At 59.5% G+C, this 26,910-nt stretch carries 24 protein-coding genes and 1 pseudogene; 15 read left to right on the plus strand and 10 right to left on the minus strand.

All coding sequences use genetic code 11. The features are described from left to right. Positions 1-63 precede the first annotated feature (63 nt). From B3N48_RS11310 to B3N48_RS11335, 6 genes are all read left to right on the plus strand, one after another. Positions 64-1,833: an aconitase family protein gene (locus B3N48_RS11310; RefSeq protein ID WP_296183485.1), complete on the plus strand. Its 1,770-nt coding sequence runs from the start codon at positions 64-66 to the stop codon at positions 1,831-1,833. Then, on the plus strand, positions 1,826-2,491 hold the full coding sequence (locus tag B3N48_RS11315; protein WP_296183488.1) for an amino acid ABC transporter permease: 666 nt from the start codon (positions 1,826-1,828) through the stop codon (positions 2,489-2,491). Before B3N48_RS11310 ends, B3N48_RS11315 begins: the two co-directional genes overlap by 8 nt. A 10-nt stretch (positions 2,492-2,501) precedes the next feature. Next, entirely contained in the window at positions 2,502-3,152 is a 651-nt protein-coding gene (locus tag B3N48_RS11320) for an amino acid ABC transporter permease (protein ID WP_296183492.1), read from the plus strand. Continuing rightward, a complete protein-coding gene (locus B3N48_RS11325; protein ID WP_296183494.1) occupies positions 3,145-3,867 on the plus strand; it encodes an amino acid ABC transporter ATP-binding protein in 723 nt (240 codons plus the stop codon). The genes B3N48_RS11320 and B3N48_RS11325 overlap by 8 nt, the downstream gene beginning before the upstream one ends. Before the next feature lie 173 nt (positions 3,868-4,040). Then, on the plus strand, positions 4,041-5,078 hold the full coding sequence (locus B3N48_RS11330) for a trans-3-hydroxy-L-proline dehydratase (protein ID WP_296183496.1): 1,038 nt from the start codon (positions 4,041-4,043) through the stop codon (positions 5,076-5,078). Positions 5,079-5,313: 235 nt separating this feature from the next. Further along, on the plus strand, positions 5,314-6,231 hold the full coding sequence (locus B3N48_RS11335; RefSeq protein ID WP_296183497.1) for a dihydrodipicolinate synthase family protein: 918 nt from the start codon (positions 5,314-5,316) through the stop codon (positions 6,229-6,231). Between the two features lie 176 nt (positions 6,232-6,407). On the opposite strand, the gene ttcA is transcribed toward B3N48_RS11335, so the two are convergent. Continuing rightward, a complete protein-coding gene (gene ttcA, locus B3N48_RS11340) occupies positions 6,408-7,232 on the minus strand; it encodes a tRNA 2-thiocytidine(32) synthetase TtcA (protein ID WP_296183498.1) in 825 nt (274 codons plus the stop codon). 284 nt (positions 7,233-7,516) lie between these two features. Here ttcA and B3N48_RS11345 point away from each other — a divergent pair, with 284 nt between their 5' ends. Continuing rightward, the gene (locus tag B3N48_RS11345) at positions 7,517-8,011 is read left to right on the plus strand and encodes a SprT family zinc-dependent metalloprotease (RefSeq protein ID WP_296183500.1); all 495 of its coding nucleotides are present in this window, start codon (positions 7,517-7,519) and stop codon (positions 8,009-8,011) included. 253 nt (positions 8,012-8,264) lie between these two features. Here the strand turns inward: B3N48_RS11345 and B3N48_RS11350 are convergent, their stop codons facing one another. The 4 genes from B3N48_RS11350 to B3N48_RS11365 all read right to left on the minus strand — a co-directional run bounded on the left by B3N48_RS11350 (position 8,265) and on the right by B3N48_RS11365 (position 12,433). After that, on the minus strand, positions 8,265-9,599 hold the full coding sequence (locus B3N48_RS11350; RefSeq protein WP_296183501.1) for a dicarboxylate/amino acid:cation symporter: 1,335 nt from the start codon (positions 9,597-9,599) through the stop codon (positions 8,265-8,267). Between the two features lie 504 nt (positions 9,600-10,103). Next, positions 10,104-11,447, minus strand: coding sequence for an ATP-binding protein (locus B3N48_RS11355; RefSeq protein WP_296183503.1), 1,344 nt, complete (start codon positions 11,445-11,447; stop codon positions 10,104-10,106). Next, entirely contained in the window at positions 11,444-12,121 is a 678-nt protein-coding gene (locus B3N48_RS11360) for a response regulator transcription factor (protein WP_296183505.1), read from the minus strand. The genes B3N48_RS11355 and B3N48_RS11360 overlap by 4 nt, the downstream gene beginning before the upstream one ends. 57 nt (positions 12,122-12,178) lie before the next feature. After that, positions 12,179-12,433, minus strand: a complete 255-nt coding sequence (locus tag B3N48_RS11365; RefSeq protein ID WP_296183506.1) for a hypothetical protein — start codon at positions 12,431-12,433, stop codon at positions 12,179-12,181. Positions 12,434-12,669: 236 nt separating this feature from the next. Between B3N48_RS11365 and B3N48_RS11370 the strand changes: the two genes are divergently transcribed. Both B3N48_RS11370 and B3N48_RS11375 read left to right on the plus strand, forming a co-directional pair. Then, entirely contained in the window at positions 12,670-13,476 is an 807-nt protein-coding gene (locus B3N48_RS11370; RefSeq protein WP_296183508.1) for a dienelactone hydrolase family protein, read from the plus strand. Positions 13,477-13,704: 228 nt separating this feature from the next. Beyond that, on the plus strand, positions 13,705-14,433 hold the full coding sequence (locus B3N48_RS11375) for a 4'-phosphopantetheinyl transferase family protein (protein ID WP_414704227.1): 729 nt from the start codon (positions 13,705-13,707) through the stop codon (positions 14,431-14,433). 64 nt (positions 14,434-14,497) lie between these two features. On the opposite strand, the gene fhuF is transcribed toward B3N48_RS11375, so the two are convergent. The 3 genes from fhuF to B3N48_RS11390 are packed head-to-tail and all read right to left on the minus strand — an operon-like array spanning position 14,498 to position 17,573. Then, a complete protein-coding gene (gene fhuF, locus B3N48_RS11380) occupies positions 14,498-15,199 on the minus strand; it encodes a siderophore-iron reductase FhuF (protein ID WP_296183511.1) in 702 nt (233 codons plus the stop codon). Next, a complete protein-coding gene (locus tag B3N48_RS11385) occupies positions 15,196-16,836 on the minus strand; it encodes an ATP-binding protein (protein ID WP_296183512.1) in 1,641 nt (546 codons plus the stop codon). Before B3N48_RS11385 ends, fhuF begins: the two co-directional genes overlap by 4 nt. Next, positions 16,833-17,573, minus strand: a complete 741-nt coding sequence (locus tag B3N48_RS11390) for a response regulator (protein ID WP_296183514.1) — start codon at positions 17,571-17,573, stop codon at positions 16,833-16,835. The genes B3N48_RS11385 and B3N48_RS11390 overlap by 4 nt, the downstream gene beginning before the upstream one ends. Positions 17,574-18,335: 762 nt before the next feature. Between B3N48_RS11390 and B3N48_RS11395 the strand changes: the two genes are divergently transcribed. From B3N48_RS11395 to B3N48_RS11420, 6 genes and pseudogenes are all read left to right on the plus strand, one after another. Further along, entirely contained in the window at positions 18,336-21,251 is a 2,916-nt protein-coding gene (locus tag B3N48_RS11395) for a ribonucleoside-diphosphate reductase subunit alpha (protein ID WP_296183516.1), read from the plus strand. A gap of 399 nt (positions 21,252-21,650) precedes the next feature. Then, a complete protein-coding gene (locus B3N48_RS11400) occupies positions 21,651-21,899 on the plus strand; it encodes a hypothetical protein (protein ID WP_296183517.1) in 249 nt (82 codons plus the stop codon). 345 nt (positions 21,900-22,244) lie between these two features. Continuing rightward, entirely contained in the window at positions 22,245-22,529 is a 285-nt protein-coding gene (locus B3N48_RS26730) for a YhfG family protein (RefSeq protein WP_349677025.1), read from the plus strand. 25 nt (positions 22,530-22,554) lie between these two features. Next, positions 22,555-22,917 carry a hypothetical protein gene (locus tag B3N48_RS11410; protein ID WP_296183518.1) on the plus strand — a complete coding sequence of 121 codons (363 nt, stop codon included), beginning with the start codon at positions 22,555-22,557 and terminating at the stop codon, positions 22,915-22,917. 742 nt (positions 22,918-23,659) lie between these two features. Then, a complete protein-coding gene (locus tag B3N48_RS11415; protein ID WP_296183519.1) occupies positions 23,660-24,907 on the plus strand; it encodes a ribonucleotide-diphosphate reductase subunit beta in 1,248 nt (415 codons plus the stop codon). Between the two features lie 88 nt (positions 24,908-24,995). Then, positions 24,996-25,169 (plus strand): annotated as a pseudogene (locus B3N48_RS11420) (HNH endonuclease); the annotation flags it as partial. 566 nt (positions 25,170-25,735) lie between these two features. Here B3N48_RS11420 and B3N48_RS11425 read toward each other — a convergent pair. Beyond that, on the minus strand, positions 25,736-26,230 hold the full coding sequence (locus tag B3N48_RS11425; RefSeq protein WP_296183520.1) for a hypothetical protein: 495 nt from the start codon (positions 26,228-26,230) through the stop codon (positions 25,736-25,738). Between the two features lie 156 nt (positions 26,231-26,386). After that, on the minus strand, positions 26,387-26,677 hold the full coding sequence (locus B3N48_RS11430) for a hypothetical protein (RefSeq protein WP_296183522.1): 291 nt from the start codon (positions 26,675-26,677) through the stop codon (positions 26,387-26,389). Positions 26,678-26,910 lie beyond the last annotated feature (233 nt).

Raw genomic sequence — 26,910 nt, forward strand, 5'->3', positions numbered from 1 at the left:
TCGGTGTTCGGCGTGACAACAATGCGCGTCGAATAGCCTAAGCCCTCGTTTCAGGAGCCCACGATGTCTGAAGTTTCATTGAACGGTCGGTGTCTGGTGGCCGGCAGTGCCCAAGGCGCGTTGTTGTATGCCGACATGGGCCTGAGTTTCTGGGGTGGGGTCGAGCCGTTTACCGGTGAGGTGATCGACCGCCATCACCCCCTCAGCGACCAGATCATCACCGGCAAAGTATTGGCGATTCCCAGCGGACGCGGGTCGTGCACCGGCAGCAGCGTGTTGCTGGAGTTGATCCTCAACGGCCATGCCCCGGCCGCGCTGGTGTTCGAACGGGTCGAAGACATCCTGACCCTGGGCGTGCTGGTGGCCGAGCAGATGTTCGGCCATTCGATCCCGGTCATCAGCCTCGGCGAAGCGGGGTTTGCGGCCTTGCGCGAAGTGAAATACCTCCGGGTCGAAGACGCCCGTGTCACTGCTTTCGACATCCTGCCTCCGGCAATGCCTCCTCGCGCGCCGGTGCAGCAAAGCGCGTTGCACAGCACCCTCAACCTCACCGAAATGGATCAGGCCTTTCTCGACGGTGCTTACGGCAAGGCTGCTCAAGTGGCGATGGGCATCATCCTGCGCATGGCCGAGCTGCAAGGCGCGACCGAGTTGCTGGACATCACCCAAGCGCACATCGACGGCTGCATTTACACCGGCCCCGCCAGCCTGCGCTTCGCCCGGCAACTGGTGGACTGGGACGCGAAAGTCCGGGTGCCGACCACCCTCAATTCCATTTCCGTGGACAAACGCCGCTGGCGCGAACTGGGCGTGGACCCGGCGCTGGGCGAGCCGTCCAGCCAGTTGGGCGACGCTTATCTGGACATGGGCGCACGGGTCAGCTTCACCTGCGCACCGTACCTGCTGGACAGCGCGCCGGAGCTGGGCGAGCAGATCGTCTGGGCCGAATCCAACGCGGTGGTCTACGCCAACAGCGTGATCGGCGCGCGCACCCTGAAGTACCCGGATTATCTCGACATCTGCATCGCCCTTACCGGTCGCGCGCCGAAGATCGGCTGTCACCTGACGCAACAGCGGCTGGCCACGTTGCGCATCGACGTGCCCGACCTCGGCGAGCTGGACGACAGTTTTTACCCGCTGCTGGGCTATCACGTGGGCCTGCTTTGTGGCGCGAGCATTCCGGTAATCTGCGGCCTGGAACACAAGGCGCCGACCCTCGACGACCTCAAAGCCTTCGGCGCCGCGTTCGGCACCACGTCCGCGTCGCCGATGTTTCACATCGCAGGCGTGACCCCGGAGGCCACCACTGCCGAACTGGCTTTGGGCGGCGGCTCGCCCGATAAAATCTTCAGCGTCAGCGAGCGGGATCTGCTGCACAGCTGGCGGGAGCTGAACAGTGCGCAAAGCCCCGACGTCGACGCCGTGACCTTGGGCAACCCGCATTTTTCCCTGAGCGAATGCGCCACCCTCGCGCGTCTGTGCGAGGGCCGACGCAAGCTCGACAGCGTGGCCATCGTCATCACCTGCGGTCGTGCCACCCTGGAGCGCGCGCAGCAGGCAGGTCATGTCGCGACGCTGGAAAGCTTCGGCGTGCAGTTCGTCACCGACACCTGCTGGTGCATGCTCGGGGAGCCGGTGATTCCGCCGAAGGCGCGCACCCTGATGACCAACTCCGGCAAGTACGCGCACTACGCGCCGGGTCTGGTGGGACGTCGGGTGCATTTCGCCAGCCTGGCCGAGTGCGTCGACAGCGCGTGCTCGGGCACGGCCAGCGGGCGTTTACCGGTGTGGCTGCGCGCGGCCGAAAAGGCTGAGGCGCTGACGCATGTTTGACTACAGCTTCCACTGGCGCGCCGCGTTCAAAGCCCTGCCGGACATGCTCGACGGCGCGATTGTCACGTTTCAGACCGCGGCGCTGTCGATGATTCTCGGGGTGATCATCGCGCTGTTTCTGGTGTTCATGCGTCAGGGCAAGAACCCGATATTCCGAGGCTTCGCGGCGACCTGGATTTCCATTGCCCGCAACACCCCTTCGCTGTTCCAGGTGTACATCCTGTATTTCGGCCTTGGCTCGTTCGGCTTGCACGTCAGTTCGTGGGTCGCGCTGCTGGCGGGGATCACCATCAACAACGCCGGCTACCTGGCGGAGAACTTTCGCGGCGGCTTGAAGGCCGTGCCGGACACGCAGTTGCGCGCCGCCCGCTCGCTGGGCATGAGCGCGCCCCAGGCGTATCGGCTGATCGTCATCCCGCAACTGCTGCGCATCGTTTACTACCCGTTGACCAACCAGATGGTCTGGGCCGTTCTGATGACGTCGATGGGCGTGATCGTCGGGCTGAACAACGACCTGACCGGCGTGACCCAGGACTACAACGTCAAGACCTTCCGCACCTTCGAGTTCTTCGCCATCGCGGCGGTGCTGTATTACCTGATCGCCAAATTGATCGTGGCCGTGGCACGGCTGCTGTCATGGCGCCTGTTCCGGTATTGAGGAGCTGACCATGTTCGACAGCACATTCAGCTGGGGCGATTTGCAATTCATGCTGCAAGGGGCGTGGGTGACGATCCTGCTGACCCTCGTCTCGATGCTGATCGGCACCCTCGCCGGGGTGGTCTGCGGCATGGCCCGGGCGCTGTTGCCGCGCAGTACGATCCCGCTGGCGTGGCTGCTCGACGTGTTCCGCAGCGTACCGTTGCTGATTCAATTCGTGCTGTTCAACGCGTTGAAAAGCATCGCCGGGCTGAACTGGAGCGCCTTCACCGTCGCCTGCATCGTGCTCGGTTTGTACGTGACGGCCTATTGCACCGAAATCGTTCGCAGCGGCGTGCTGTCGGTGCCGCTCAACCTGCGCCGCGCCAGCCGTTCGCTGGGCCTGACGTACTGGCAGGACCTGCGCCAGATCGTCATGCCGATGGCGACCCGCGTGGCCTTCCCTGGCTGGGTCAACCTGCTGCTGTCGGTGATGAAAGACACCGCGCTGGTGATGTGGATCGGCATCGTCGAGCTGCTGCGCGCCTCGCAAACCATCGTCACCCGCATTCAGGAACCGCTGCTGGTGCTGTGCATCGCAGGCCTCATTTACTACGTCATGAGTCTGGTGATCGCCCGTCTGGGTGCCCGACTGGAAACAAGGTGGCAGGAAAATGATTGAGATCGACAACGTACACAAATCATTCGGCGAGCTTGAAGTCATCAAGGGCGTGAGTCTGAAGGTGGAGAAAGGCGAAGTGGTGTCGATCATCGGCGGCTCGGGTTCGGGCAAGTCGACGCTGCTGATGTGCATCAACGGCCTGGAGTCGATCAAGAGCGGCAGCATTCGCGTGGACGGCACCGAGGTGCACGCCAAGAGCACCGACCTCAACAAATTGCGGCAGAAGATCGGCATCGTCTTTCAGCAGTGGAACGCCTTTCCGCACCTGACCGTGCTGGAAAACGTGATGCTGGCCCCGCGCACGGTGCTGGGCAAAAGCAAGGAAGAAGCCGAAGCCTTGGCGGTCAAGCAGCTGAAACACGTGGGGCTGGGCGACAAGCTCAAGGTCTTCCCGGGCAAGCTGTCCGGTGGTCAGCAACAGCGCATGGCGATTGCCCGGGCGCTGGCCATGTCGCCGAATTACATGCTGTTCGACGAAGCGACGTCGGCGCTGGACCCGCAACTGGTGGGCGAAGTGCTGGACACCATGCGCATGCTCGCCGAAGACGGCATGACCATGATTCTGGTGACCCACGAGATCCGTTTTGCACGGGATGTGTCGGATCGTGTGGCGTTTTTCCGTACCGGGCTGGTGCATGAAATCGGCACGCCGGATCAGGTCATTGGCAACCCGCAACGGCCCGAGACGGCGGATTTCTTGCGGTCGATCAATTAAGGGCAAGCACCCGGTATTTCGGATGGGTGGAGATTAACGGTAGGAGTGAGCTTGCTCGCGATAACGGTATGTCAGGTATGAATTTGGATCTGACAGCTTGCAATCGCGAGCAAGCTCACTCCTACAGGTCATGTGTTCCGTCAGTGACATCTTTGACAGGAGGGCTTTAAAGCATGCGCTCATCGAAAGTGATTCACGTGGTCAGTTGTCACGCTGAGGGTGAAGTCGGCGATGTGATCGTCGGCGGGGTGGCGCCGCCCCCGGGGGAGACGATCTGGGAGCAGTCGCGCTGGATCGAGAAGGACAATGTGCTGCGCAATTTCATGCTCAACGAGCCGCGCGGCGGGGTGTTTCGCCACGTCAACCTGCTGGTGCCGCCGAAGAACCCGAAGGCGCAAATGGGCTGGATCATCATGGAACCCGCCGACGTGCCGCCGATGTCCGGTTCCAACTCGCTGTGCGTGGCGACGGTACTGCTGGACAGCGGCATCCTGCCCATGACCGAGCCGGAAACCCGCCTGATTCTGGAAGCGCCAGGGGGCCTGATCGAAGCCATCGCCCAGTGCCGCGACGGCAAGGTGCAGAGCGTCGAAGTGCACAATCACCCTTCATTCGCTGACCAGCTGGACGTGTGGATCGAGGTGCCGGGGTTGGGTTCGATTCAGGTCGATACCGCGTATGGCGGCGACAGCTTTGCCATCGTTGATTCAGTCAAGCTGGGCTTCTCGCTGACCGCCGATGAGGCCAAGGATCTGGTGGAAACTGGCCTGAAGATCACCCAGGCGGCTAACGAACAACTGGGGTTCACCCACCCGCTGAACAAGGACTGGAACCACATTTCCTTCTGTCAGATCGCCGCGCCGGTTAACTACGACGGCGGTGTGGCCAATGCCGCCAACGCCGTGGTGATTCGCCCCGGCAAGATCGACCGCTCGCCCTGCGGCACGGGGTGTTCAGCGCGATTGGCGGTGTTGCACGCCAAGGGCCAGTTGCAGGTGGGAGACCGGTTCATTGGCCGCTCGATCATTGGCTCGGAATTTCACTGCAAGATTCAGAGCGAGACGGAAATCGCGGGACGCAGGGCAATCGTGCCGAGCCTGTCGGGCCGGGCGTGGATCACTGGAACCCATCAACACATGCTCGACCCTAGCGACCCGTGGCCTGAGGGGTACAAGTTGACCGATACCTGGCCGGTTGGGCTGAAGTTGTGATGTAAAGAAACATGCAATACCTGTAGGAGCGTGGCTTGTCCCGCGATCTGCCGGGAACCGGCAGCAAACCCTGGAAACGCGAGCTGTCTGACCTATCGCGCATGCAGGTTTTACGACGACGTTGTCGCCGATCGCGGGACAAGCCACGCTCCTACACATTGACGCACTCGACAAGGCGTTTCACGCTCAAACAACAACGTATACGAAATACCTTTACTCAAAACAGGAGTCACTCATGACCCAGTCCGTATCCTGGAACGGTGTTTTCCCCGCCGTCACCACGCAGTTCAACGAAGATTTTTCTCTGAATCTGGAGGCCACACACAAGGTCATTTCCAACCTGGTGCGCGATGGCGTATCAGGATTGGTCATTTGCGGCACGGTCGGTGAGAACACGTCCCTCAGTGTGTCGGAAAAGATCAGCCTGGTCGAAGCCGCGAAGGACGCCTCTGCCGGACGGGTGCCGGTGATTTCGGGGATCGCCGAATTCACCAGCGCCAATGCCAGCGTCGTCGCCAAGGACGTACAAAAGGCCGGGGCGGACGGAATCATGCTGATGCCGGCGCTGGTGTATTCCTCAAAGCCGTTCGAGACTGCCGCGCACTTCCGCACCGTCGCCGCCGCCTGCGACCTGCCGATGATGGTGTACAACAATCCGCCGATTTATAAGAACGACGTCACGCCGGACATCCTGATTTCCCTGGCGGACTGCGACAACATCGTCTGTTTCAAGGACTCCTCGGGTAACACCAATCGCTTCATCGATGTGCGCAACGAAGTGGGCGATCGCTTCGTGCTGTTCGCCGGGCTCGATGACGTGCTGGTGGAAAGCGTGGCGGTGGGCGCTGTGGGTTGGGTGTCGGGCATGTCCAACGCTTTCCCGAAAGAGGGCGAAACCCTGTTCCGTCTGGCCAAGGCCGGGCGTTTCGCTGAGGCAATGGCGCTTTACGAGTGGTTCATGCCGCTGTTGCACCTGGATGCGCGTCCTGATCTGGTGCAGTGCATCAAGCTCTGCGAAGCGATCATGCAACGCGGCAGCGCCCTCACCCGCCCACCCCGCCTGGCGCTGCCGGACAGTGATCGCGAATACGTGGAAGGCCTGATGAAAACGGCATTGGCGAACAAGCCGGTGTTGCCGGAGGTGGGGTTGTAAAGCAGGGCACGATCACCTGTAGGAGCGTAGCTTGTGTCTGGGCCGCACTCGGACGATCTGCTGCGAAGCGGCAGCCAATCCGCTGAACGCGTTGTATCAGACAGGCCACGTCAGCCGATTTTACGACGGGTTCCCCGCCGATCGCGGGACAAGCCACGCTCCTACAAGGGAACGCTTTACAGATTCACCACATTCACAAACCGCGACGCCGCGGTCTCGTCGATCTTGAGGCTGGTGAAGTCGAACAGGTTGCGGTCCGCCAGTTGCGATGGCACGACGTTCTGCAGGCTGCGGAAGATCATTTCCGAGCGGCCCGGGGTCTTGCGGTCCCATTCCTGAAGCATGTCCTTGACCACCTGACGCTGCAGGTTTTCCTGCGAGCCGCACAGGTTGCACGGGATGATCGGGAATTGCTTCATGTCCGAATAGGCCTGAATGTCCTTCTCGGCGCAGTAGGCCAGCGGGCGGATCACCACGTTGCGGCCATCGTCGGCGCGCAGTTTCGGCGGCATCGCCTTGATCGTGCCGTTGAAGAACATGTTCAGGAAAAACGTTTCGACGATGTCGTCGCGGTGATGACCGAGGGCCATCTTGGTCGCGCCGATTTCATCAGCAAAGGTGTAGAGCGTGCCGCGACGCAAGCGCGAACAAAGCGAGCAGGTGGTCTTGCCTTCTGGAATCAGCTCCTTGACCACCGAGTAGGTGTCTTTTTCGACGATGTGGTACTCGACGCCCAATTCTTTCAGGTAGGCCGGCAGCACGTGCTCGGGGAAACCCGGCTGTTTCTGGTCCATGTTCACAGCGACGATGGAGAACCGGATCGGCGCGACTTTCTGCAAATGCAGCAGCACGTCGAGCATGGTGTAGCTGTCCTTGCCGCCGGACAGGCAGACCATCACCTTGTCGCCCTCTTCAATCATGTTGAAATCGGCTACCGCTTCGCCTGCAAGCCGACGCAGACGCTTCTGCAGTTTGTTCTGATTGACTGAAAGGGTGCCCATGGCGCTGTGGTCCGCTCGCTGTGACGTGGAGAAAGGGGCGGTATTTTACGCATAAACGTGACGGGGAGTAATGCCCAAAGGGCTCGAAGACATCACCGTTCGTAGGAATCCGCAGCCCGGGAAGGAGGAGCGCCGGAGGCTCCCCGTCTGAGCGACGCTGCGCCATCGCGGGCACGCACGTTGCCGTTATCGGAAACGGCAGTGACCATGACCATTCGGCAGCTTGAGTTTTCGACACACCCCCGCTTTGCGGCATACTCGCCTCCTCTGGAGACCGATGAAGCATGCTCGAGCCACTCAATTCCCGCGTCGAATCCTGTTACCAACAAGCCGAAGATTTTTTCAAACGTCCTTTCAAACGCCCTGTCGTCAGCCTCAAGCTGCGCGGCCAGAAGGCGGGTGTCGCGCACCTGCACGAAAACCTGCTGCGCTTCAATCCGCAGCTGTACCGCGAAAACAGCGAAGACTTCCTGCGCCAGACCGTAGCTCACGAAGTCGCGCACCTGGTGGCCCATCAATTGTTCGGCGACACCATTCAGCCCCATGGCGAGGAATGGCAACTGATCATGCGCGGCGTGTACGAACTGCCGCCCAATCGCTGCCACACCTATGAAATCCAGCGCCGCAGCGTGACCCGATACATCTATCGCTGCCCGTGCCCGGACAGTGATTTCCCGTTCTCCGCCCAACGGCACAAGCTGGTGCGCAAAGGGCGTCGGTACCTGTGTCGGCGCTGCCGGGAGATTCTGGTGTTCAGCGGCGAAACGCGGGTGGAGTGATGCGCTCGCCATGGCATTCAATGCCGGCCCTTTCGTGAGCAAGCTCACCCCCACAGAACACGTCACATGTCGCCAGATTCGCGGGCACTGAGGTCTACCGTGGGAGTGAGCTTGCTCACGAAGGCGTCTAACCATTGGTTACCCCGCCACATCCCACAGCGGGGGTGCCGAAAGCCCTAAAACAACCGGGCAACAAAAACCCGCCCCCGGTTTCCCCGAGGCGGGCTTTTCAGTTCAGCGCGAGGCTAAGGGATTACGAGCGGCCTACCTGAGCAGGCCCCTCGGCCACGCCCAGGTCATCCTCAGGACGGTTTTCTTCGATGGCACGACCACCGGAAGCAAGCTCAGCCTGCATTTGCGGCACGTCCAGCTCTTTCACCCACTTGGCGACCACCAGGGTAGCCACCGCATTGCCCACCAGGTTGGTGAGGGCGCGCGCTTCGGACATGAAGCGGTCGATGCCCAGAATCAGGGCAAGACCCGCCACTGGCAGGTGACCGACCGCCGACAGGGTGGCGGCCAGCACGATGAAGCCCGAACCGGTCACACCGGCAGCGCCTTTGGAAGACAGCAGCAGCACCAACAGCAGCGTGATCTGGTGAGTGATGTCCATGTGGGTGTTGGTCGCCTGAGCGATGAACACCGCCGCCATGGTCAGGTAGATCGAGGTACCGTCCAGGTTGAACGAGTAACCGGTCGGGATCACCAGACCCACGACGGATTTCTTCGCGCCCAGACGCTCCATCTTGATCAGCATGCGAGGCAGTGCGGACTCGGACGACGAGGTGCCCAACACGATCAGCAGTTCTTCGCGGATGTACTTGATCAGCTTCAGCACGCTGAAGCCGTGGGCGCGGGCGATGGCGCCCAGCACCAGCAGCACGAACAGCAGGCAGGTGATGTAGAAGCACAGCATCAACTGGCCCAGTTGCACCAGGGTGCTTACGCCGTAAGCGCCGATGGTGAATGCCATGGCACCCAGCGCACCCAGCGGTGCCAGCTTCATGATCATGTTGATGATGTTGAACATGATGTGAGCGAAGCGATCGATGAAGTCCAGCACCGGCTTGCCGTAGGCACCCAGACGATGCAGGGCGAAACCGAAGATCACCGAGAACATCAGTACTTGCAGGATGTCGCCGTTGGCGAAGGCACCGACGATGGTGTTCGGGATCACGTTCAGGATGAAGCCAACGACGCTCTGGTCTTGGCCAGCGCTGACGTAGGCGGCGATTTTGGAGGCGTCGAGGGTCGAAACGTCGACGTTCATGCCGGCACCCGGCTGAACGACGTTGACCACGACCAGACCGATGATCAGCGAGATGGTGGAAACGATTTCGAAGTAAAGCAGCGCGTAGCCGCCGGTCTTGCCCACGGATTTCATGCTTTGCATGCCAGCGATGCCGCTGACGACGGTGCAGAAGATGATGGGGGCGATGACCATTTTGATCAGTTTGATGAACCCGTCACCCAAAGGCTTGAGCGCTTTACCAGCGTCGGGATACCAGTGACCGATGGCGATACCAATGATGATTGCGACGATCACCTGGGCGTACAGGGATTTGTAGATTGGCTGACGAGTCGTCATTGCAGTTTCCTCAAGAGCATCGTGCGCATCATTCCCGATACACCGATGCCTAAAGTGCGAACCCACCTGCTCGGAGGGATTTGTTGTTGTCGAGCTGCGCGCGGCAGACCTCTGCGCCCTCTATCGCAATCACCGTGCCATCTTTGGCGAATTCACTGGAAGCCCCGAACGGCATGGACTGCCTGGTTAACGTTCGCCAACAATTCGGCTCCAAGGTGGCGGATTTCCGCCCATTCCTGACAATATCGCCTGTTCATTGGCGGGTATCCGCCTTGTGGCATCGCTGGATGGCTTCGCGGTTTGATCAGGCGATCAAGGTGTGGATAGGGCATATCGGGCGTAGGGAATCTGGCATTGAGCACCTGACATTGTAGGAGTGAGCTTGCTCGCGATAGCGGCCGGTCTGGCACCCGTGTAATGACAGGTAGATCGCAATCGCGAGCAAGCTCACTCCTACAGGAGGAGGAAGCGTCCGTGAGGTGAATTCAGCCCCAATCCGAGTCGTCAAATCGCAAACTGAATCCTGAACGCCGCGCCCCCCAACGCCGATTCGCCCAGCGTCAACTGCGCGCCGTAGCTTTCAATAATGTCTTTGACCACCGCCAGTCCGATCCCCTGCCCCGGGTTTTGTCGGTCCAGCCGCTCGCCGCGTTCCAGAATCCGGGCACGCTGGCTGTGCGGCACGCCAGGCCCATCGTCTTCGATCAGCAACACGTCACCCATCACCGAAGGCTGCCAGCGGATGCGCACTTCGCCGAGGCACAGGCGATAGGCGTTTTCCAGCAGATTGCCGAGCATCTCCAGCAATGCGCCTTCTTCCATTTGCACCTGGCTGTCGTCCGGCAGGTCGTAGGTGACCGCCACCCGCTTGTCGCGATAGACCTTCTCCAGCGTATTGCACAGGCTCTCGACCACTGGCTTGAGGGCCACGTGGTGCCGCACCAGCCCGCTCTTGCGCAGGCTGGCCCGTTGCAATTGATAGCCGATCTGCTGACTCATGCGCTCGATCTGCGATTGCAGGATACGCGCCTGTTCCAGGTCTTCCGGGCGTTTGGCGATGTTCTCGCTGACGCCTTGCAGCACAGCCAGCGGAGTCTTCAGGCTGTGGGCCAGATCGCCCAGGGAGTCGCGGTATCGAATTCGCTGTTCACGTTCGCTGCGCAACAGGCGGTTGAGGGAGTCGGTCAGGCGCAGCAGTTCGCTGGGATGCTTTTCGCTGAGGCTTTCCCGCGAGCCCTCCTCGACTTGATCCAATTCCTGGCTCATGCCCTTGAGCGCACGCAGGCTCCACGTCAGGCCGACCCACAGCAGAATCAGCAACACCAGCAAGGCGCCGCCGAAGCCGAGGTAAAGCTTCTCCCGCAGATCGGAAATCGTTTGTTGATACTCGCGAACGGGCTGCACCGCGACGATGCTGTACGCCGCATTGCGTCCACCGAGCAGTTTGATTTCCACGTCATAGACGAAGAACTCTTCGCCATCGGCCTGACGAATCTTGGCGAATTCGGTGCCGAGGCCGTCGTAGCGCGGTTGGTAGTCGATGGCCTCGTCTTCGGTGGCGCGGGACCGCCAGACCAGCTTGCCGGCCCGGTTATAGATGTAGCCCAACAGGCGGCTGTCGGGCAGGCTGAATTGCTCGCCGGGCAGCAGGGTCGGCATCATCAGCCGGTCGTCCTCGACCCGGGCGGCGGAAATCAGCGTCGTGACGTCGGACGCCAGGCGCTTTTCGATGGAGCTTTCGAGGGCCAGGCTGAAGGCGCTCTGCAACGCCGGCAACATCAACAGCATGAAAATGACCGCCAGGGTTGCGGCGGCCAGCATCAATCGGACGCGGAGCGATCGAATCATCGACAGCGCTCAGTGAACAGGTAGCCCAAGCCGCGTACGGTGTCGATCGGCTTGAAGCCTGCCGGGCCTTCCAGCTTGCGGCGCAGACGCCCCACCAACACCTCGATCACGTTCGGGTCGCGCTCGTCGTCATCCGGATACAGCTGCTCCATCAAGCGCTCCTTCGGCACCACTTGCTGGTGATGGCGCATGAGGTATTCGAGAATCCGGTACTCGTAGGCTGTCAGCGCCAGCGGTGCTTCGTCCATCGATGCCTGTTTGCGGTTGAGGTCCAGCGTCAGCGGCCCGGCGACGATCGTGGACTGGGTGAAGCCGCTGGAACGGCGCAGCAGCGCATTCATGCGGGCTTCGAGTTCTTCGAACTGAAACGGTTTGACCACGTAGTCATCGGCGCCTGCCGCCAGCCCTTCGACCTTGTCCTGCCAATTGCCGCGTGCGGTCAGAATGAGGATCGGGAACGCCTTGTTCTGCGCCCGCAGTTGACGAATCAGGTCCAGCCCGCCGATGCCCGGCAGGCCAAGGTCGATCACCGCCAGGTCGTGGTTGAACTGCCCTGCCTGATACAGCGCCTCCTCTGCGTTGCCCACCGCCTCGACCACGTGACCGCTCTCGGTCAGCCGCGTCTGCAAATGATGGCGCAGCAGGGCTTCATCTTCGACAACCAGCAGTTTCATGACGCTCTCCCGGGCACATTCATACCTCTCGCTTGATGATCCTTGAACGCTGACGGCTTACAACCGGTGATGCACAGGCAAATAATTGTCCGGCCCCTGGGTCAGGCTGGCCGACTGCGAGGCGTACGCCCCGCTCATGGTCGGTGCGGTGACGGAGAGTTTAGCCGCGCTTGGCAGCATTATCCCGCTGAGTTTCCTGCTGCTTTTCGCCGGATCGACACGGGAAACATCGGGACGGCCTTCGGTGGCGTGTGCGGCGGCGCTGCCGCCCAGAAACGCCAGCGCCAAAAACAGCTTGTTCATCGTCGGCATATGCAGGTCCTCCGGCGCCGGGCGCCTTGTTGGGTACGGGGTTGAGCATACGCAGCCAGCGCTGAACCCCTCCTGAACACGTTCTGAACCCCGGCTGAACACATATGTACCGCACGGGGTCGGAACCTGTACGGCACAATCGTCTAGGCTCAACGCCAGACGAAGCCCTTTGTAGAAGCCTCTTCTAAAAAGTGCAGCCCCTTATAAAAAGTGCAGCCCCTTAAAAGGAGAACACCATGCGTTTATTGATCGCTCTCACGCTCATGTGTCTGGCGGGGCTCGCCCAGGCCGAAGTGAAAACCCGCACGATCGACTATCAGGCCGCCGACGGCACGAAACTGGTCGGCTATTACGCCTATGACGATGCGATCAAGGGTCCGCGTCCGGGCGTTGTCGTGGTGCATGAGTGGTGGGGCCTGAACGATTACGCCAAGCGCCGGGCCCGTGATCTGGCCGTGCTGGGCTATACCGCGCTGGCCATCGACATGTATGGCGAAGGCAAGAACACCGAACACCCCAAAGATGCCATGGCGTTCATGCAAGCCGCCACGGCAGACGCCGCCGCGTCGGCCAAGCGCTTCGACGCGGGGCTGGAGCAACTGAAGAAGCAGCCTGAAACCAACCCGCAAAAAATCGCCGCGATCGGCTACTGCTTCGGCGGCGGCGTGGTACTGGACGCGGCACGTCGAGGTGAACCGCTCGACGCCGTGGTCAGTTTCCATGGCGCGTTGACCACCAAGACCCCGGCGAAAGAGGGCGTGACCAAAACGCCTATGCTGGTCGAGCATGGCAATGGTGACACCATGGTCACTGCGCAGAACGTCGCAGACTTCAAGAAGGAAATGGACGCCGTCAAGGCTGACTACAAGTTCGTCGGCATCGACGGCGCCAAGCATGGCTTCACCAATCCCGACGCCGACAAGCTGAGCCATGGCGATCATGGCGGTCCGGATATCGGCTACAACGAAGCCGCCGACATGAGTTCGTGGGCCGACATGAAAGCGTTCCTGAAAGAGCAGTTTGCGAAGAATTCGACGATGTAAGTCGATCTGATCATGTCCCTGTACGAGCGTGGCTTGTCCTGCGATCGACGGTGAAACCGTCGCAAGAACCTTCACCCAAATTTTCCTGATACAACACGGGTGTATGGTTTTTGCTGCCGGTTCCCGTCCGATCACGGGACAAGCCTCGCTCCTACAGGGGATGGCAGACACCGCCCCCCTTTTAGCAGGCAAGAGATCTGTGGTGTTTGGAGATCCAATTCCTGCAAAATGCCGCTCATGACGCCGACTCTTCCCCCCTGCTGCCCTACCCTTACCGCTCATTGGCCGCTGCCATTTCCATTGGCCAATGTGGTGTTGGTCAGCACCCCATTCGATCCGCAAAAACTGGTCGAAGGCGACTTCCAGCGCTGCTTCATCGAACCGCCCGCCAGCATCCAACGCTCGGTTGCCAAGCGTCAGACGGAATTTCTCGCAGGCCGTCTTTGTGCGCGGGAAGCGATGCATCAGCTCGATGGTCGCCAGCATGTGCCCTTGATTGGCGAAGATCGCGCTCCGATCTGGCCTGATGACTTGTGCGGCTCGATCACCCACAGCACCGGCTGGGCTGCCGCTATCGTTGCGAACAAACAGCACTGGCGCAGCTTGGGCATGGATGCCGAACAGCTGATGACGTCTGAACGCGCCTCAAGACTCGCCGGAGAAATTCTCATCGCTGACGAACTGCAACGCATGGCTGCAGGCCCCGAACACCAGATCGCACTGCACGTCACCCTGACCTTTTCCCTCAAGGAAGCCTTGTTCAAAGCCCTCTACCCTCTGGTGCTCAAGCGCTTCTACTTCGAAGACGCTGAACTGTTGGACTGGGCGGAACAGGGCACGGCCAGATTGCGATTGAAGATCGACCTGTCAGAGGAATGGCACAGCGGGGTTGAGCTGCAGGCACAATTCAGCGTAGAGGGGGGCCAGTTGTTGAGTCTGGTGGCGATACCTGCCTGATCGGGTCTGTACAGAGGTCGCAGAATCAAAAGCAGGTCTGGTTTGGTCTGATTACCTAAATCTGTCAGGCGCTATTCGCCGACGGGCAGTGCTCACACCGCCCCACCCATTCCACGCGATAACTCAAACAACAGCTGCGCCGCCGCCGAATCAACTTCCCATCGGTCCCTTCTTCATAAGTGATGGTCTTGAACAGCGGATTGCGCGCCCCGTCGGGCCTGAACCGCTTGTTCAGCAGGCCATGACCGACCTCGGCAGCGAGGCCATCGATCTGCGCCAGTTGCCGCAAACAGCGTTCCAGATAATCCCCAGCACTGCTCCACAACACCGCCGAGGCGACGCCGCCATAGGCACTCAACCGCTCAATCACCTGTTGCAAATTGTTCAGCAGTGGCGCAAATCGTTCGAAGGGGTCTTTCGAATCCGACGCTTGAAACGCCTCGCTCTCAAACCTCACGCCGTCCAGAAAACCCCGCTCATGCAGGGCAAACGCCAGATCATTCAGCGCCAAAGGCCAGCTCATCCCCTTTACCAGACTCGCCACCACCACGGGCGGGATCAGTTGCATGGCGTAGAACTTGAACCATTGCGACACCAGCACCGGCAGCTTCTCAGGCATCAGTTCCGGGCCGTACACCTGCATCAGCAGGCGATTGAGCGCTTCGTCCCGCAGCAATTCCGGCAGCAGGAACACCGGGCGAGCATCGTCTTGTACGCAGGTATTAGCGAATCCCGCATAAGGCCCGCCGAGAATGACCCGATTCACGCATCCCCCTGCTGACGAGGCCACGTCAGGCTAAAGCACGCGCCGCCCAACGACTGGCTGCGACCGACCAATGCCCGCCCCCCGTGCCAATGCACGATGCGCCGGACGATGGACAGCCCCAACCCATGGCCGCCCGACGCCCGCGTGCGGCTGTCGTCGAGGCGCATGAACGGGGTGAAAATTCGATCCCACGCGGTTTCCGGGACACCGGGTCCATCGTCTTCAACGTCGATGCGGCAACGCGCCTGACTCAATTGAAAGACGATCCGCACCTCGGATTCAGCGTGCCGCATTGCGTTGCTGACCAGATTTTGCAACGCGCGATGCAAGTAGCGCGGCTCGGCCTCGACCCACGCTTCGTCGTCTTGCGAGGCGTCCTCGCCGATCAAGCGCTGCGTCCCGCGCATCACACGCACATTGGCCCGCAGTGGCGCCAGTTCGGTGATCACCTGATCGATCAGCGCTTGCAGATCGACGCGCTGAAAACTCAAGGTTGGCGCGCCCTGCTCCAGCCGCGCGTAGGTCAACATCTCGTCCACCAATTTGTCGAGGTCCTGGATGTCGTTGTCCATGCCGATCAGGTACTTGCGCCGCGCCTCAGGGGTGCTGGCATCGCTGATCATCTCCAGGCCAAACCGCAGGCGTGCCACCGGCGTGCGCAGTTCGTGGGACACCGCGCGTACCAGTTCGCGCTGGATGGTCAGCGAACGCTGCAAGTGCTCGGCCATGCCATTGAAGGCTGAGGCCAGGCGGCCTACCGAATCGGCACCGGTTTCCGGCACCCGGGTTTCCAGACTGCCTTGGGCGATCTGCGTGGCCGCCGCTTCCAGTCCGCGCAAACGATGCTCCAATCGACGCACCAGCAAATACACAAACAGCCCGATCAGACACAGCCCCAGAAACGCGATCAGCACCAACAGCTCGGGCGGATAAGGGTTCAGCTGATACAAAGGGCCAAGCTCCAGCACCCACGGGGTCTTACCGACGCCGGACAGCACCCGGATCGAGTCGCCGCCCTTGCCCAGCGCCATCACCGTGTCACCTTCCTCGATGCGCCGTCGCTGGTCGTCGTCGACATCGGCCCTCTGCAGCGTGATCAGGTGCATGTCGAAGCCAAATCCCTTACTCACGCGCAGGGTTTCCAGACGCGCTGGCTGCTCCTCGACAGGGAAACGCACCAACTCGTCGAGCAGTAGAAAAATCGTCGCCCGGGCCAGTTGCTCGCTGATCTGCTGCACCTCACCGGTCAACAGCAGCGCACTGCCGGGCTTATCGGACGCGCCGGGCTCCACCTCGCGGAACACCCGCGCGGCGTGGGGGCCGGTCTGTTCGACCAGCACCTGGCCGTGGCTCAGCCGGTTGCGCGCCCCGCTGTCCAGATGCGCCTGTTCAGCCGTTTCCAGTTCAAGGGGGATGCCCAGCAACCGCTCCCAGACCGCCAGGGCGCGAATACGCTCGATGCTGTCCATTGCCTTGAGGTTGTCGGCCATCAGGCTGAACGTGCCATGGGCCAGTTGTTCGCGGTACTGCTCACCCCGGACGCTGTTGGCCACATGCAGCGTCAACACGCCCAGCAGCGCCACCAGCACCAGAACGCCGAGCATCCCGCCGTAAATGCGCAGGAAAATCGAATTCATCGCTCGACCCGGCCAGAGATGCTCATCTCTTTCGCCGCTTCCGGCACGAACAGGTAGCCCTTGTTGCGCACGGTTTTGATCAGGCGCGGATGAATGGGGTCGTCGCCGATTCGAGGGCGAATTTTCGAAATGCGCACATCGATGGAGCGGTCCTGCCCGTCGTAGCCAACGCCGCGCAGGGCGGTGAAGATCTTCTCGCGGGACAGGATGCGCCCGGCATGGCTCACCAACAGCCACAGAAGATCGAACTCAGCGCTGGTCAATTCGATGCTCACTTCATGGAGCCAGGCTTCGCGCAGGGCGTTGTCCACGACCAAAGGGCCGAACACGCGACGCCGGGGTACTTGCGTAGAGGCGTCTGTCGTGTCGCTGCGCCTCAACAGCGCGTGAATACGCGCGAGCAACACCCGGGGATGCACCGGTTTACAGACGAAATCGTCAGCCCCCATGTCCAGCCCCGCCACCTGATCACTGTCGTCGGTGCGCGCGGTCAGCATCAGGATCGGCCCATGATAGTCGGCGCGCGCGTTGCGACAGATGCTCAGGCCGTCTTCGCCAGGCAGCATCAGGTCAAGAATCACCAGGTCCGGCTGCTCTTCGACAATGCGCCTCGCCGCCCGCGTGCCGTCACTCTCGACGGCCACCTGCAAGCCATGACGCTCAAGGTAGTCGCGGGTCAGCTCTGCCAGCCGACGGTCATCCTCGACGATCAGCACCTGCCAGGGTTCTTGCTGCACGCTCCATGTCTCCTGGTTTCTTATTATTAATAGACGGCTGGCGCGATCCGCCTGGCAAGACAACTTCCACGGCCTGCGGCCAGCATCAACAGCAGCCCCTGAATCAACGGGCCAGGGATTCTACCCCTCGCCCAACATGACACGCGACATGCAAAACCGACCTCAGCACGACCCTGTCCACCCCGACGTGTCTGACAGAATTTGCACCTGCGCACAACTCGAAAATTCTTTTTACCGGTGAAAAATGGCTCGTCCCAGTGACGACGCGGCCTACGCGGGATTTCCCCATATCCCACACAAATTACACACAGCTTTATCCACAGCTCATACGTTGCAATTGGTGTCCGAAACGCATTATCTTGTACCCCGTCGCTGATCGAGACCCTACATGTAGGGTTTCACTGAAAAAACCAAACACAAGTGACCGAGAAATTTCAAGCTTTTTTCTCGCGCCCAAGGGGCTGAGTTATCCCCCGTTTCACCGCCTGACCGCTCACGCGAATGGCAGACAATCCGGCTTCATGATCTGCGCGTTACGGTACAAGTGCTGCAACATTAAACCAGCATTCTGCTTCAGATTTTTCCGGGTGACGCGCCGCAGAGCCGCACCCTTTTCGGACTTCAAAGCCAGGGTCGGCGCTTCTTCAGCCTTCCCCTTCGTTATGAAGTCTTTGGGTCGACGTTGGTCGGTCAACGGCTTCAAGACGGAACGGTGGGCATGTGATTCATGCCCAATAAACATTAGAGAACGTGGAGACACCCATGCAAACAGACACAACTCGCGAGAATCCGCAGGCCATCGCGCCGCAGCCAGGTGCGACCCAGCAGGACCTGTCCGCGACCGCACCGGGTCAGCTGCGTGTGATCAAACGTAACGGCACGGTCGTGCCGTACACCGATGACAAGATCACCGTTGCCATCACCAAAGCGTTCCTCGCAGTTGAAGGTGGCACTGCCGCCGCGTCTTCGCGCATCCACGACACCGTTGCCCGCCTGACCGAGCAGGTCACCGCGACCTTCAAGCGTCGCATGCCGTCGGGCGGCACCATTCACATCGAAGAAATTCAGGATCAGGTCGAACTGGCGCTGATGCGCGCTGGCGAGCAAAAAGTGGCTCGCGACTACGTGATCTACCGTAACGACCGCTCCAAAGAGCGCGCCGGTCGTGGCGGCGAAGCGCCGGTTCAGGCTCACCCGTCGATCCGCATCACTGCCAAAGACGGCAGCCTGGTGCCGCTGGACATGGGCCGTCTGAACACCATCGTCACCGAAGCGTGCGAAGGCCTGGCTGAAGTCGACGCCAACCTGATCCAGAACGAAACCCTGAAAAACCTCTACGACGGCGTAGCGTTGACCGACGTCAACACTGCGTTGGTGATGACCGCACGCACCCTCGTCGAGCGCGAGCCGAACTACTCGTTCGTGACCGCCCGCCTGCTGATGGACACCCTGCGCGCCGAAGGCCTGGGCTTCCTGGGCGTCGCCGAAAGCGCCACTCACCACGAAATGGCCGACCTGTATGCCAAGGCGTTGCCGGCTTACGTCGCCAAAGGCATCGAGTTCGAACTGTTGAACCCGGTTCTGGCCGAATTCGACCTGGAAAAACTGGGCAAGGCGATCAACCACGAACGCGACCAGCAATTCACTTACCTGGGCCTGCAGACCCTGTACGACCGTTACTTCATCCACAAGGATGGCGTGCGTTTCGAACTTCCGCAGATCTTCTTCATGCGTGTGGCCATGGGCCTGGCGATCGAAGAGAAAGCCCGTGAAGACCGCGCCATCGAGTTCTACAACCTGCTGTCGTCCTTCGACTACATGGCCTCGACCCCGACGCTGTTCAACGCCGGTACCCTGCGTCCACAGCTGTCGAGCTGCTACCTGACCACCGTTCCGGATGACCTGTCGGGCATTTACCACGCCATCCACGACAACGCCATGCTGTCCAAATTCGCAGGCGGTCTGGGCAACGACTGGACCCCGGTTCGTGCGCTGGGCTCGTACATCAAGGGCACCAACGGCAAATCCCAGGGCGTCGTGCCGTTCCTGAAAGTCGTCAACGACACCGCCGTAGCCGTGAACCAGGGTGGCAAACGCAAAGGCGCGGTCTGTGCCTACCTGGAAACCTGGCACATGGACATCGAAGAGTTCATCGAACTGCGCAAGAACACCGGTGATGATCGCCGTCGTACCCACGACATGAACACCGCCAACTGGATCCCTGACCTGTTCATGAAGCGTGTCTTCGACGACGGCAAGTGGACCCTGTTCTCGCCATCCGAAGTGCCGGACCTGCACGACCTGACCGGCAAGGCCTTCGAAGAGCGCTACGAGTACTACGAAGCGCTGACCGAATACCCCGGCAAGATCAAGCTGTTCAAGACCATCCAGGCCAAAGACCTGTGGCGCAAAATGCTGTCCATGCTGTTCGAAACCGGCCACCCGTGGCTGACCTTCAAGGACCCGTGCAACCTGCGTTCGCCGCAGCAGCACGTCGGCGTGGTTCACAGTTCGAACCTGTGCACCGAAATCACCTTGAACACCAACAAGGATGAAATCGCGGTCTGCAACCTGGGCTCGATCAACCTGCCGAACCACATCGTCAACGGCAAGCTGGACACCGACAAGCTGAAACGCACCATCGACGTCGCCGTGCGCATGCTCGACAACGTGATCGACATCAACTACTACTCGGTGCCACAGGCGAAGAACTCCAACTTCCGCCACCGTCCAGTCGGTCTGGGGATCATGGGCTTCCAGGACGCGCTGTACCTGCAGCACATCCCTTACGGTTCCGATGCGGCCGTCGAATTCGCCGACCGTTCGATGGAAGCCGTCAGCTACTACGCGATCCAGGCGTCCTGCGACCTGGCCGACGAGCGCGGTGCCTACGAGACGTTCCAGGGTTCGCTGTGGTCCAAAGGCGTGCTGCCGCTGGATTCGCAACAGATCCTGATCGAAGCCCGTGGTCAGAAGTACATCGACGTCGACCTGAACGAAACCCTGGACTGGGCGCCAGTCCGTGCCCGCGTTCAGAAAGGCATTCGTAACTCGAACATCATGGCCATCGCGCCGACCGCGACCATCGCCAACATCACCGGCGTTTCGCAGTCGATCGAACCGACCTACCAGAACCTGTACGTGAAATCGAACCTGTCGGGCGAATTCACCGTGATCAACCCGTATCTGGTTCGCGACCTGAAAGCACGTGACCTGTGGGACTCGGTCATGATCAACGACCTCAAGTACTACGACGGTTCGGTGCAACAGATCGAGCGCATCCCGCAAGAGCTGAAAGACCTCTACGCCACCGCGTTCGAAGTCGAAGCCCGCTGGATCGTCGACGCGGCAAGCCGTCGCCAGAAGTGGATCGACCAGGCGCAGTCGCTGAACCTGTACATCGCTGGCGCCTCGGGCAAGAAGCTTGACGTGACCTACCGCATGGCGTGGTTCCGTGGCCTGAAAACCACCTACTACCTCCGTGCCCTGGCCGCGACCAGCACCGAGAAATCGACCATCAACACCGGCAAGCTGAACGCCGTTTCCAGCGGCGGCCACGGCCCGGACGACTCGGCGATCACCGCCCCACGTCCAGCCGAAGCAGCCCCGGCAGCTGGCCCGGCGCCGGTACCAAAGGCTTGCGCCATTGATGAGCCGGATTGCGAGGCTTGCCAGTAAGCTAACTAATAGCCCCCCAAGGGGGGCCTATTAGAAAATCACGAAAATTATCACTGTGCGTGCTGCAGCACGAAGGTGAAAAAGGAGAGGTATAGGCAGGCGAAAGCGGCGTTAAAGCAGAAAGCCGCTGTGTCAGGTTATGGAAAACAAAGAAGGAGTACGAAGCGATCTGCAATACGAGGATAAATCTAAAAGATTAGCCTCCGAAGCTTAACAGAGCGATAAAACTCGCGGGCAATTGCGCAAAGTTGTGGAGACCTACCGCAATACCCGCGCCACTAAAACCATGTCAAAGCGTCTGAGGGGAGTGCATTGAGCCAAATACTGACGATATCGTCAATGACTCTCTGCCGGATGGTCCCCGTAAGACATGAAATTTTTCCTTACGGAGATCCGATCATGAGCATTAATACAAAAGCTTCATCCCACGAAGTTGCGCAATTGGCTTCCGAGACTTTACGGAACCCTAGCGCCTCTGCAATTTCCAAGACGCTCGCAGCGTCAGTACTTTCCCAAACCCATTCGGCGAAACAGACGGGCGCGGAAATGGAACATATCGCCGGGAAAGTATTGCAGAGCGACAAATACAGCGAAACCAGCAAGACCCTTGCCGGCTCGCTAGTGTCTCAGTCCAACAAAGATCGCTGAGGTGGACCATGAGAATTAATATGGCTCACGTCAGAGAACGTGCATCGGGCGGCGGATGGATCAATTTCGCGGTTTTCGATGCGCGGTCCACAAACGGAAGCAACGATGCCCTTTTGGCGCAACTCACCTACTCCGCAAGGAATTCGGGCTTGAAGGTTGACCAAGCGGCTTTGGCTTACAGGTCTGGCGGTAGGATTCAGTTTTACGGCGCCAAGCATCTTGTAGACTATCTCGCGAGGATGGGTCTTCCACGGTGGACTCATACCATTGATGCTTAAACTTTAAGGACGAGGAGCCCAGAATCATGGGCTCCACAACTTACCTCACATGGATTATTTATGACGGATGAACCGTGCTGCGAGCATTTCGGATCATCTATCGTTTTCCTACTTCAGATACTCCACCGCTTGCCAAGCTAGGAGTACGCCTCATACCAGCTGCCTCGCTAAATTCCAAAAAACCTATTGCGTCAGAGCGCGCCGCTCCGACTACGCTGCCAGTCTTCGTATGGAAGGCTTCGATACCTCGACCGCCGAGTCCAAACGCCGTCTGCCCTCCCGAGAAGAGCTGCTCAACAGCTACCGCAAAAAAAACAGGCCTAATGGTCGACAGATACGGCGTCGGACATGACCTTTACTGCTCGCGTGGCAGCACCGTGCTGCGCAACCGTTTCGACCTGACCGAAGCGAAAATCCTAGAGCAAGCCGAGCACGACCTATCCGAAGTCGCCGCTGAAGCCATCTACTTCCCCCCTCCCCTAGACGACCGGCGGTACCTGCAAGCCTTCCACTACAAGCTGTTCGCCGATCTCTACGATTGGGCGGACGAGTTGCGCACCGTCGACATTTTCGAAGACCAGACCCACTTCCGCGTCACTCACCGCATTGAGCCCATGGCCAACAAGCTGTTCAAGGTATTGGCCGACGCAAACTGCCCTTCAGGAGCTGGAACGGGGGCGATTGATTGCGGCGAGTGCGGGGCTGTTTGGCGATCTGAACGTGATTCATCCGTTTCGTGAAAGGAACGGGAGTGCGCAGCGGATTCTGTTTGAACACAATCTTCGTGAACGTGGGGTTTGAGATCAGTTGACGGCCGGTGGGGGGATTGGCACTTCCGCTGGTTGACGCGCCTTGACCAAAATACTGCGGGCATGGGCGCCTTTTGTCAGGTCAGCGGTCATCGAAATGGGCAACGTTGAAAGTCGCACATGCGTGAACGTCAGGTATTACGGGCATCTGCAGGGTCAAGGGCATTTATCAGCCGTTGACCTGCATCACAAACACCGACACATGACGAAATACGCAGTTTCGCTAATACCACATCGTGTGTATTCTTACGCCTCTGACCACTAGATAGGCGATTAGCAATCAGTGAATCGCTAGCAGGTCAAGAAGAATTCGTGCGCTTTCATAAACTCGAATGACGCCTGAAAATGATGGATAGACGGGTCGCAGCACTGACGTATGGAGCATATTTCCGTATACTCGCGCCCCCCAAATCAAGGACAACGCCATGACCACCTGCGCAGCCAAAGCCGACCGGATTTGCATGGTCATCACCCGTCTGCCATGTCAGCGTTCTGCTCCTCTCCCGGGTGACGGCCCTCGCGTCTGACAGCCTTCACGGCAACCCCGAACACATAGATTTCCCGAGAGCCTTCCCTCGAACGCTGTATGAAGTGACCCATGTCACAGCAGCAAACCGATTACTCAAATCCACAGGCCGCTTAAAACCGGTCCTCTAGCAGGAGCCTCCTCACCATGCTGAGCTGGGACGAATTCGACAAAGAAGACGCCGCTGAACCCATCAAAGGCGCCAACGCTGGCCACGCTTCCGAAGCGGCCATGGATAAACTCGACAGCGCCGGTGGTGCTGCCGCTCGCGACGCACGCGCTGTCAGTGCCAATGACTCCGCAGCCGTGGCGCGCGCCAAAGCCGCGCTGGACAAACTCGACGTTGCCGAAGGTCTGGCCGAACTCGAAGGCTCGGCTGCCCGCGTCGCTGTCGACGAAAAGCGCATGATCAACTGCCGCGCCGACCTCAACCAACTCGTGCCTTTCAAGTACGACTGGGCCTGGCAGAAATACCTGGACGGCTGCGCCAACCACTGGATGCCGCAAGAAGTCAACATGACCGCCGACATCGCCCTTTGGAAAAACCCGGAAGGCCTGACCGACGACGAACGCCGCATCGTCATGCGCAACCTGGGCTTCTTCTCCACCGCCGACTCCCTGGTCGCCAACAACCTCGCGCTGGCCGTGTATCGCCTCATCACCAACCCTGAATGCCGCCAGTACATCCTGCGCCAGGCCTTCGAGGAAGCGATCCACACCCACGCCTACCAGTACTGCATCGAATCCCTGGGCATGGACGAAGGCGAAATCTTCAACATGTACCACGAGATCCCGTCGGTCGCGAAAAAAGCCGCCTGGGGGCTCAAATACACCCGCGCCATCTCCGACCCGGAATTCAACACCGGCACCGTCGAGACCGACAAAGAACTGCTGCGCAACCTGATCGCTTACTACTGCGTGCTGGAAGGCATCTTCTTCTACTGCGGCTTCACCCAAATCCTCTCCATGGGCCGCCGCAATAAAATGACCGGCGTCGCAGAACAGTTCCAATACATCCTGCGCGACGAATCCATGCACCTGAACTTCGGCATCGACGTGATCAACCAGATCAAAATCGAAAACCCACACCTGTGGGACGCCGAACTGAAGGAAGAAGCCTCGCAAATGATCCTGCAAGGCACCCAACTGGAAATCGAATACGCCCGCGACACCATGCCCCGCGGCGTACTCGGCATGAACGCCGCGATGATGGAGGACTACCTCAAGTTCATCGCTAACCGTCGGTTGAGCCAGATTGGGTTGAAGGAAGAGTACCCAGGGACGACCAACCCGTTCCCTTGGATGAGCGAGATCATGGACTTGAAGAAAGAGAAGAACTTCTTTGAGACTCGGGTGATTGAGTATCAGACGGGTGGGGCGTTGAGCTGGGATTGATTTGATCCTGCTATCACCAATTAGAAAGAAAGGGGCTGCCAGAACTGGCAGCCCCTTTCCAGCCAGCCCTTTCCAAATTTGTGAAACTTCATTTCTCGAAGTTCACCACGTCAAGCATCTGGCACATCAAGGGTCTGACCGCCCAAGCAATGCGGTTGCGCTCTGTCCGAACTGCCACCGCCGATGCCACCACTCCAGCGATAAGCAGGCGTTCACCGATGCTCTCTATGATAAGGTCAAGCGGCTGGTTCGAGAGCCTTGACTCATGATGCCTCGGTAAAACGAGACCCTCCCCTCATCAGGCAACGGTCAACAATGCAAACGTATCGCATGGCACCCAGCGTCTGAGATTAATTGTAGTAATCCCTGTATTTGTCACAGTTGAAGAACAGCTCCAGCCCTATACACCATGCGACCACACCCCCCCAGATAAAAAAATTGTCTACCCGACTGTCGAGCAGGAATGTCGCGCTTGCACCTGCCAGGATGAGAGCAAAGCCGACATGTTTGCGTTTTTGCCTCTGTCTGATTTTGCGGTTGAGCAGATACCAACTGGTGCATGTGAGAAACAGGACAAAGAGCAAGAGCATCAGGATTGGCCCTCTTGTCTGTCGCTGTAGTCACGACCAAACAGCAATCCAACCCCTGAGGTCATGAGTGTAAGCACCACGATGAGAGAAGCATCAGTCAGGATTGGCGCCCGAAAAAACGCTGCTACGCCAGCGCCTGACAATGCCAGCCCGGCCGCCTTTCTCAGAACTCGCGGTCTGAGCTTGAAGACCAATAGGTATTGGATTGTCATGCAAACCCCGAAAAGCATCGGGTCAGTCATTGGGTCGGAACTCCACCTTGGGCTTCGATCAGCATGGATTTGGCTGAATGCTGCGGCCCGATGCCTCCGTTCACCCATGCCTGCATGTCGACGAGGACGTCGCCCGCGTGGCGCGTCCCCAGTGCCGACCTGACGCCAAATCCGGTTGCGACGCCGGCGGTTTTCCTTAGACCGGACGACTTTGCCGGAAATACCAAGCGACCGACCGCTGCAGCCACGACGGCCCAGGAGTCATTGCTGTCATTGATTCTCTCCGCTTGGTCTCGCGTAAGAGGATCAGACACCGCGATGATCATTTCGCATGGGCGTTTCTGGGCGAGCATACGGTCGTAGAGTTCGACCAGCACGTCATGGATTTTCCAGTTGATCTGGAAAAAATCACAGAACTGCAGGGACCGAAGATTACGCACGTCCTCTGGCATGATGACAACGCGCGTTGCCTGAAAGCGGACGTTGAAACGACCGTAGTATTGAATCCTTTCCAGCTCCATCGAATGCACCTGCCGCAATAGTGAGGCGTCGGATTCTGCTGAGCTGGATTGGATTCCGAAATGCGGGTGACGCGGAAATGGACGAACCTTACCGTTGTTTCGGAGAAGTCCTACGCGGAGGTGCTTATATCGAGGATATCAAGCCGTGGGCGGCCATCACCCCTTCGTGCGCGCCCGATACTCCTGCACCATTTCCTTCGTCACATCCTCTTTGAAGCACAACGGCGAGTACCCACCCGGTCGGCTGTAGGCGCTGCGCTTTCCACATCGGCTTCCATTACGCGCGGCGTTGTAGGGACAGGGGCAATTGCCGGCGTAGTTGGCGATGGAGTCTTCGATGAGGATTTGGGCGATGGCGGCGTCGGTGAGGCGGGTTTCTTTGGCGTTGACGGTGAAGGCGCTGAGCAGTGCGAGGGCTGCGATGAAGCTGGTTCCTACCTTTGTCATGGCTGTTCCTTAGCGATACGGATGAATTTTCCGAATCACTTTTTACCATGACATCATTGAGCCATCACACTGCTTTTTCGCGGTAGATTGTGATCGCATTCCTACCGGGATGGACGAAGGTTCTTACGGACGGTTCGTTGTTTTCCGAATCGAGTTTCTACGGTGTACTTGTGGTCGCTGTCGGACTCCAGCCCGTAGGCTGTTGTTGGATAAGAACCGCCTCAATGACCGTG

This window comes from Pseudomonas sp. UBA1879, from assembly GCF_002338065.1.
Taxonomy (GTDB): Bacteria; Pseudomonadota; Gammaproteobacteria; order Pseudomonadales; family Pseudomonadaceae; genus Aquipseudomonas.

Bases quoted from the DNA above. Each gene is read 5' to 3' on its own strand.
- B3N48_RS11430 (WP_296183522.1), bottom strand. From the start codon at position 26,677: ATGACAAAGGTAGGAACCAGCTTCATCGCAGCCCTCGCACTGCTCAGC.
- B3N48_RS11400 (WP_296183517.1), top strand. From the start codon at position 21,651: ATGAGCATTAATACAAAAGCTTCATCCCACGAAGTTGCGCAATTGGCT.
- B3N48_RS11315 (WP_296183488.1), top strand. From the start codon at position 1,826: ATGTTTGACTACAGCTTCCACTGGCGCGCCGCGTTCAAAGCCCTGCCG.
- B3N48_RS11325 (WP_296183494.1), top strand. From the start codon at position 3,145: ATGATTGAGATCGACAACGTACACAAATCATTCGGCGAGCTTGAAGTC.
- B3N48_RS11395 (WP_296183516.1), top strand. From the start codon at position 18,336: ATGCAAACAGACACAACTCGCGAGAATCCGCAGGCCATCGCGCCGCAG.
- B3N48_RS11310 (WP_296183485.1), top strand. From the start codon at position 64: ATGTCTGAAGTTTCATTGAACGGTCGGTGTCTGGTGGCCGGCAGTGCC.
- B3N48_RS11355 (WP_296183503.1), bottom strand. From the start codon at position 11,447: ATGATTCGATCGCTCCGCGTCCGATTGATGCTGGCCGCCGCAACCCTG.
- B3N48_RS11425 (WP_296183520.1), bottom strand. From the start codon at position 26,230: ATGGAGCTGGAAAGGATTCAATACTACGGTCGTTTCAACGTCCGCTTT.
- B3N48_RS11345 (WP_296183500.1), top strand. From the start codon at position 7,517: ATGCTCGAGCCACTCAATTCCCGCGTCGAATCCTGTTACCAACAAGCC.
- B3N48_RS11320 (WP_296183492.1), top strand. From the start codon at position 2,502: ATGTTCGACAGCACATTCAGCTGGGGCGATTTGCAATTCATGCTGCAA.
- B3N48_RS26730 (WP_349677025.1), top strand. From the start codon at position 22,245: ATGAACCGTGCTGCGAGCATTTCGGATCATCTATCGTTTTCCTACTTC.
- B3N48_RS11385 (WP_296183512.1), bottom strand. From the start codon at position 16,836: ATGAATTCGATTTTCCTGCGCATTTACGGCGGGATGCTCGGCGTTCTG.
- B3N48_RS11365 (WP_296183506.1), bottom strand. From the start codon at position 12,433: ATGCCGACGATGAACAAGCTGTTTTTGGCGCTGGCGTTTCTGGGCGGC.
- B3N48_RS11370 (WP_296183508.1), top strand. From the start codon at position 12,670: ATGCGTTTATTGATCGCTCTCACGCTCATGTGTCTGGCGGGGCTCGCC.
- ttcA (WP_296183498.1), bottom strand. From the start codon at position 7,232: ATGGGCACCCTTTCAGTCAATCAGAACAAACTGCAGAAGCGTCTGCGT.
- B3N48_RS11375 (WP_414704227.1), top strand. From the start codon at position 13,705: ATGCCGCTCATGACGCCGACTCTTCCCCCCTGCTGCCCTACCCTTACC.
- B3N48_RS11350 (WP_296183501.1), bottom strand. From the start codon at position 9,599: ATGACGACTCGTCAGCCAATCTACAAATCCCTGTACGCCCAGGTGATC.
- B3N48_RS11330 (WP_296183496.1), top strand. From the start codon at position 4,041: ATGCGCTCATCGAAAGTGATTCACGTGGTCAGTTGTCACGCTGAGGGT.
- B3N48_RS11360 (WP_296183505.1), bottom strand. From the start codon at position 12,121: ATGAAACTGCTGGTTGTCGAAGATGAAGCCCTGCTGCGCCATCATTTG.
- B3N48_RS11415 (WP_296183519.1), top strand. From the start codon at position 23,660: ATGCTGAGCTGGGACGAATTCGACAAAGAAGACGCCGCTGAACCCATC.
- B3N48_RS11335 (WP_296183497.1), top strand. From the start codon at position 5,314: ATGACCCAGTCCGTATCCTGGAACGGTGTTTTCCCCGCCGTCACCACG.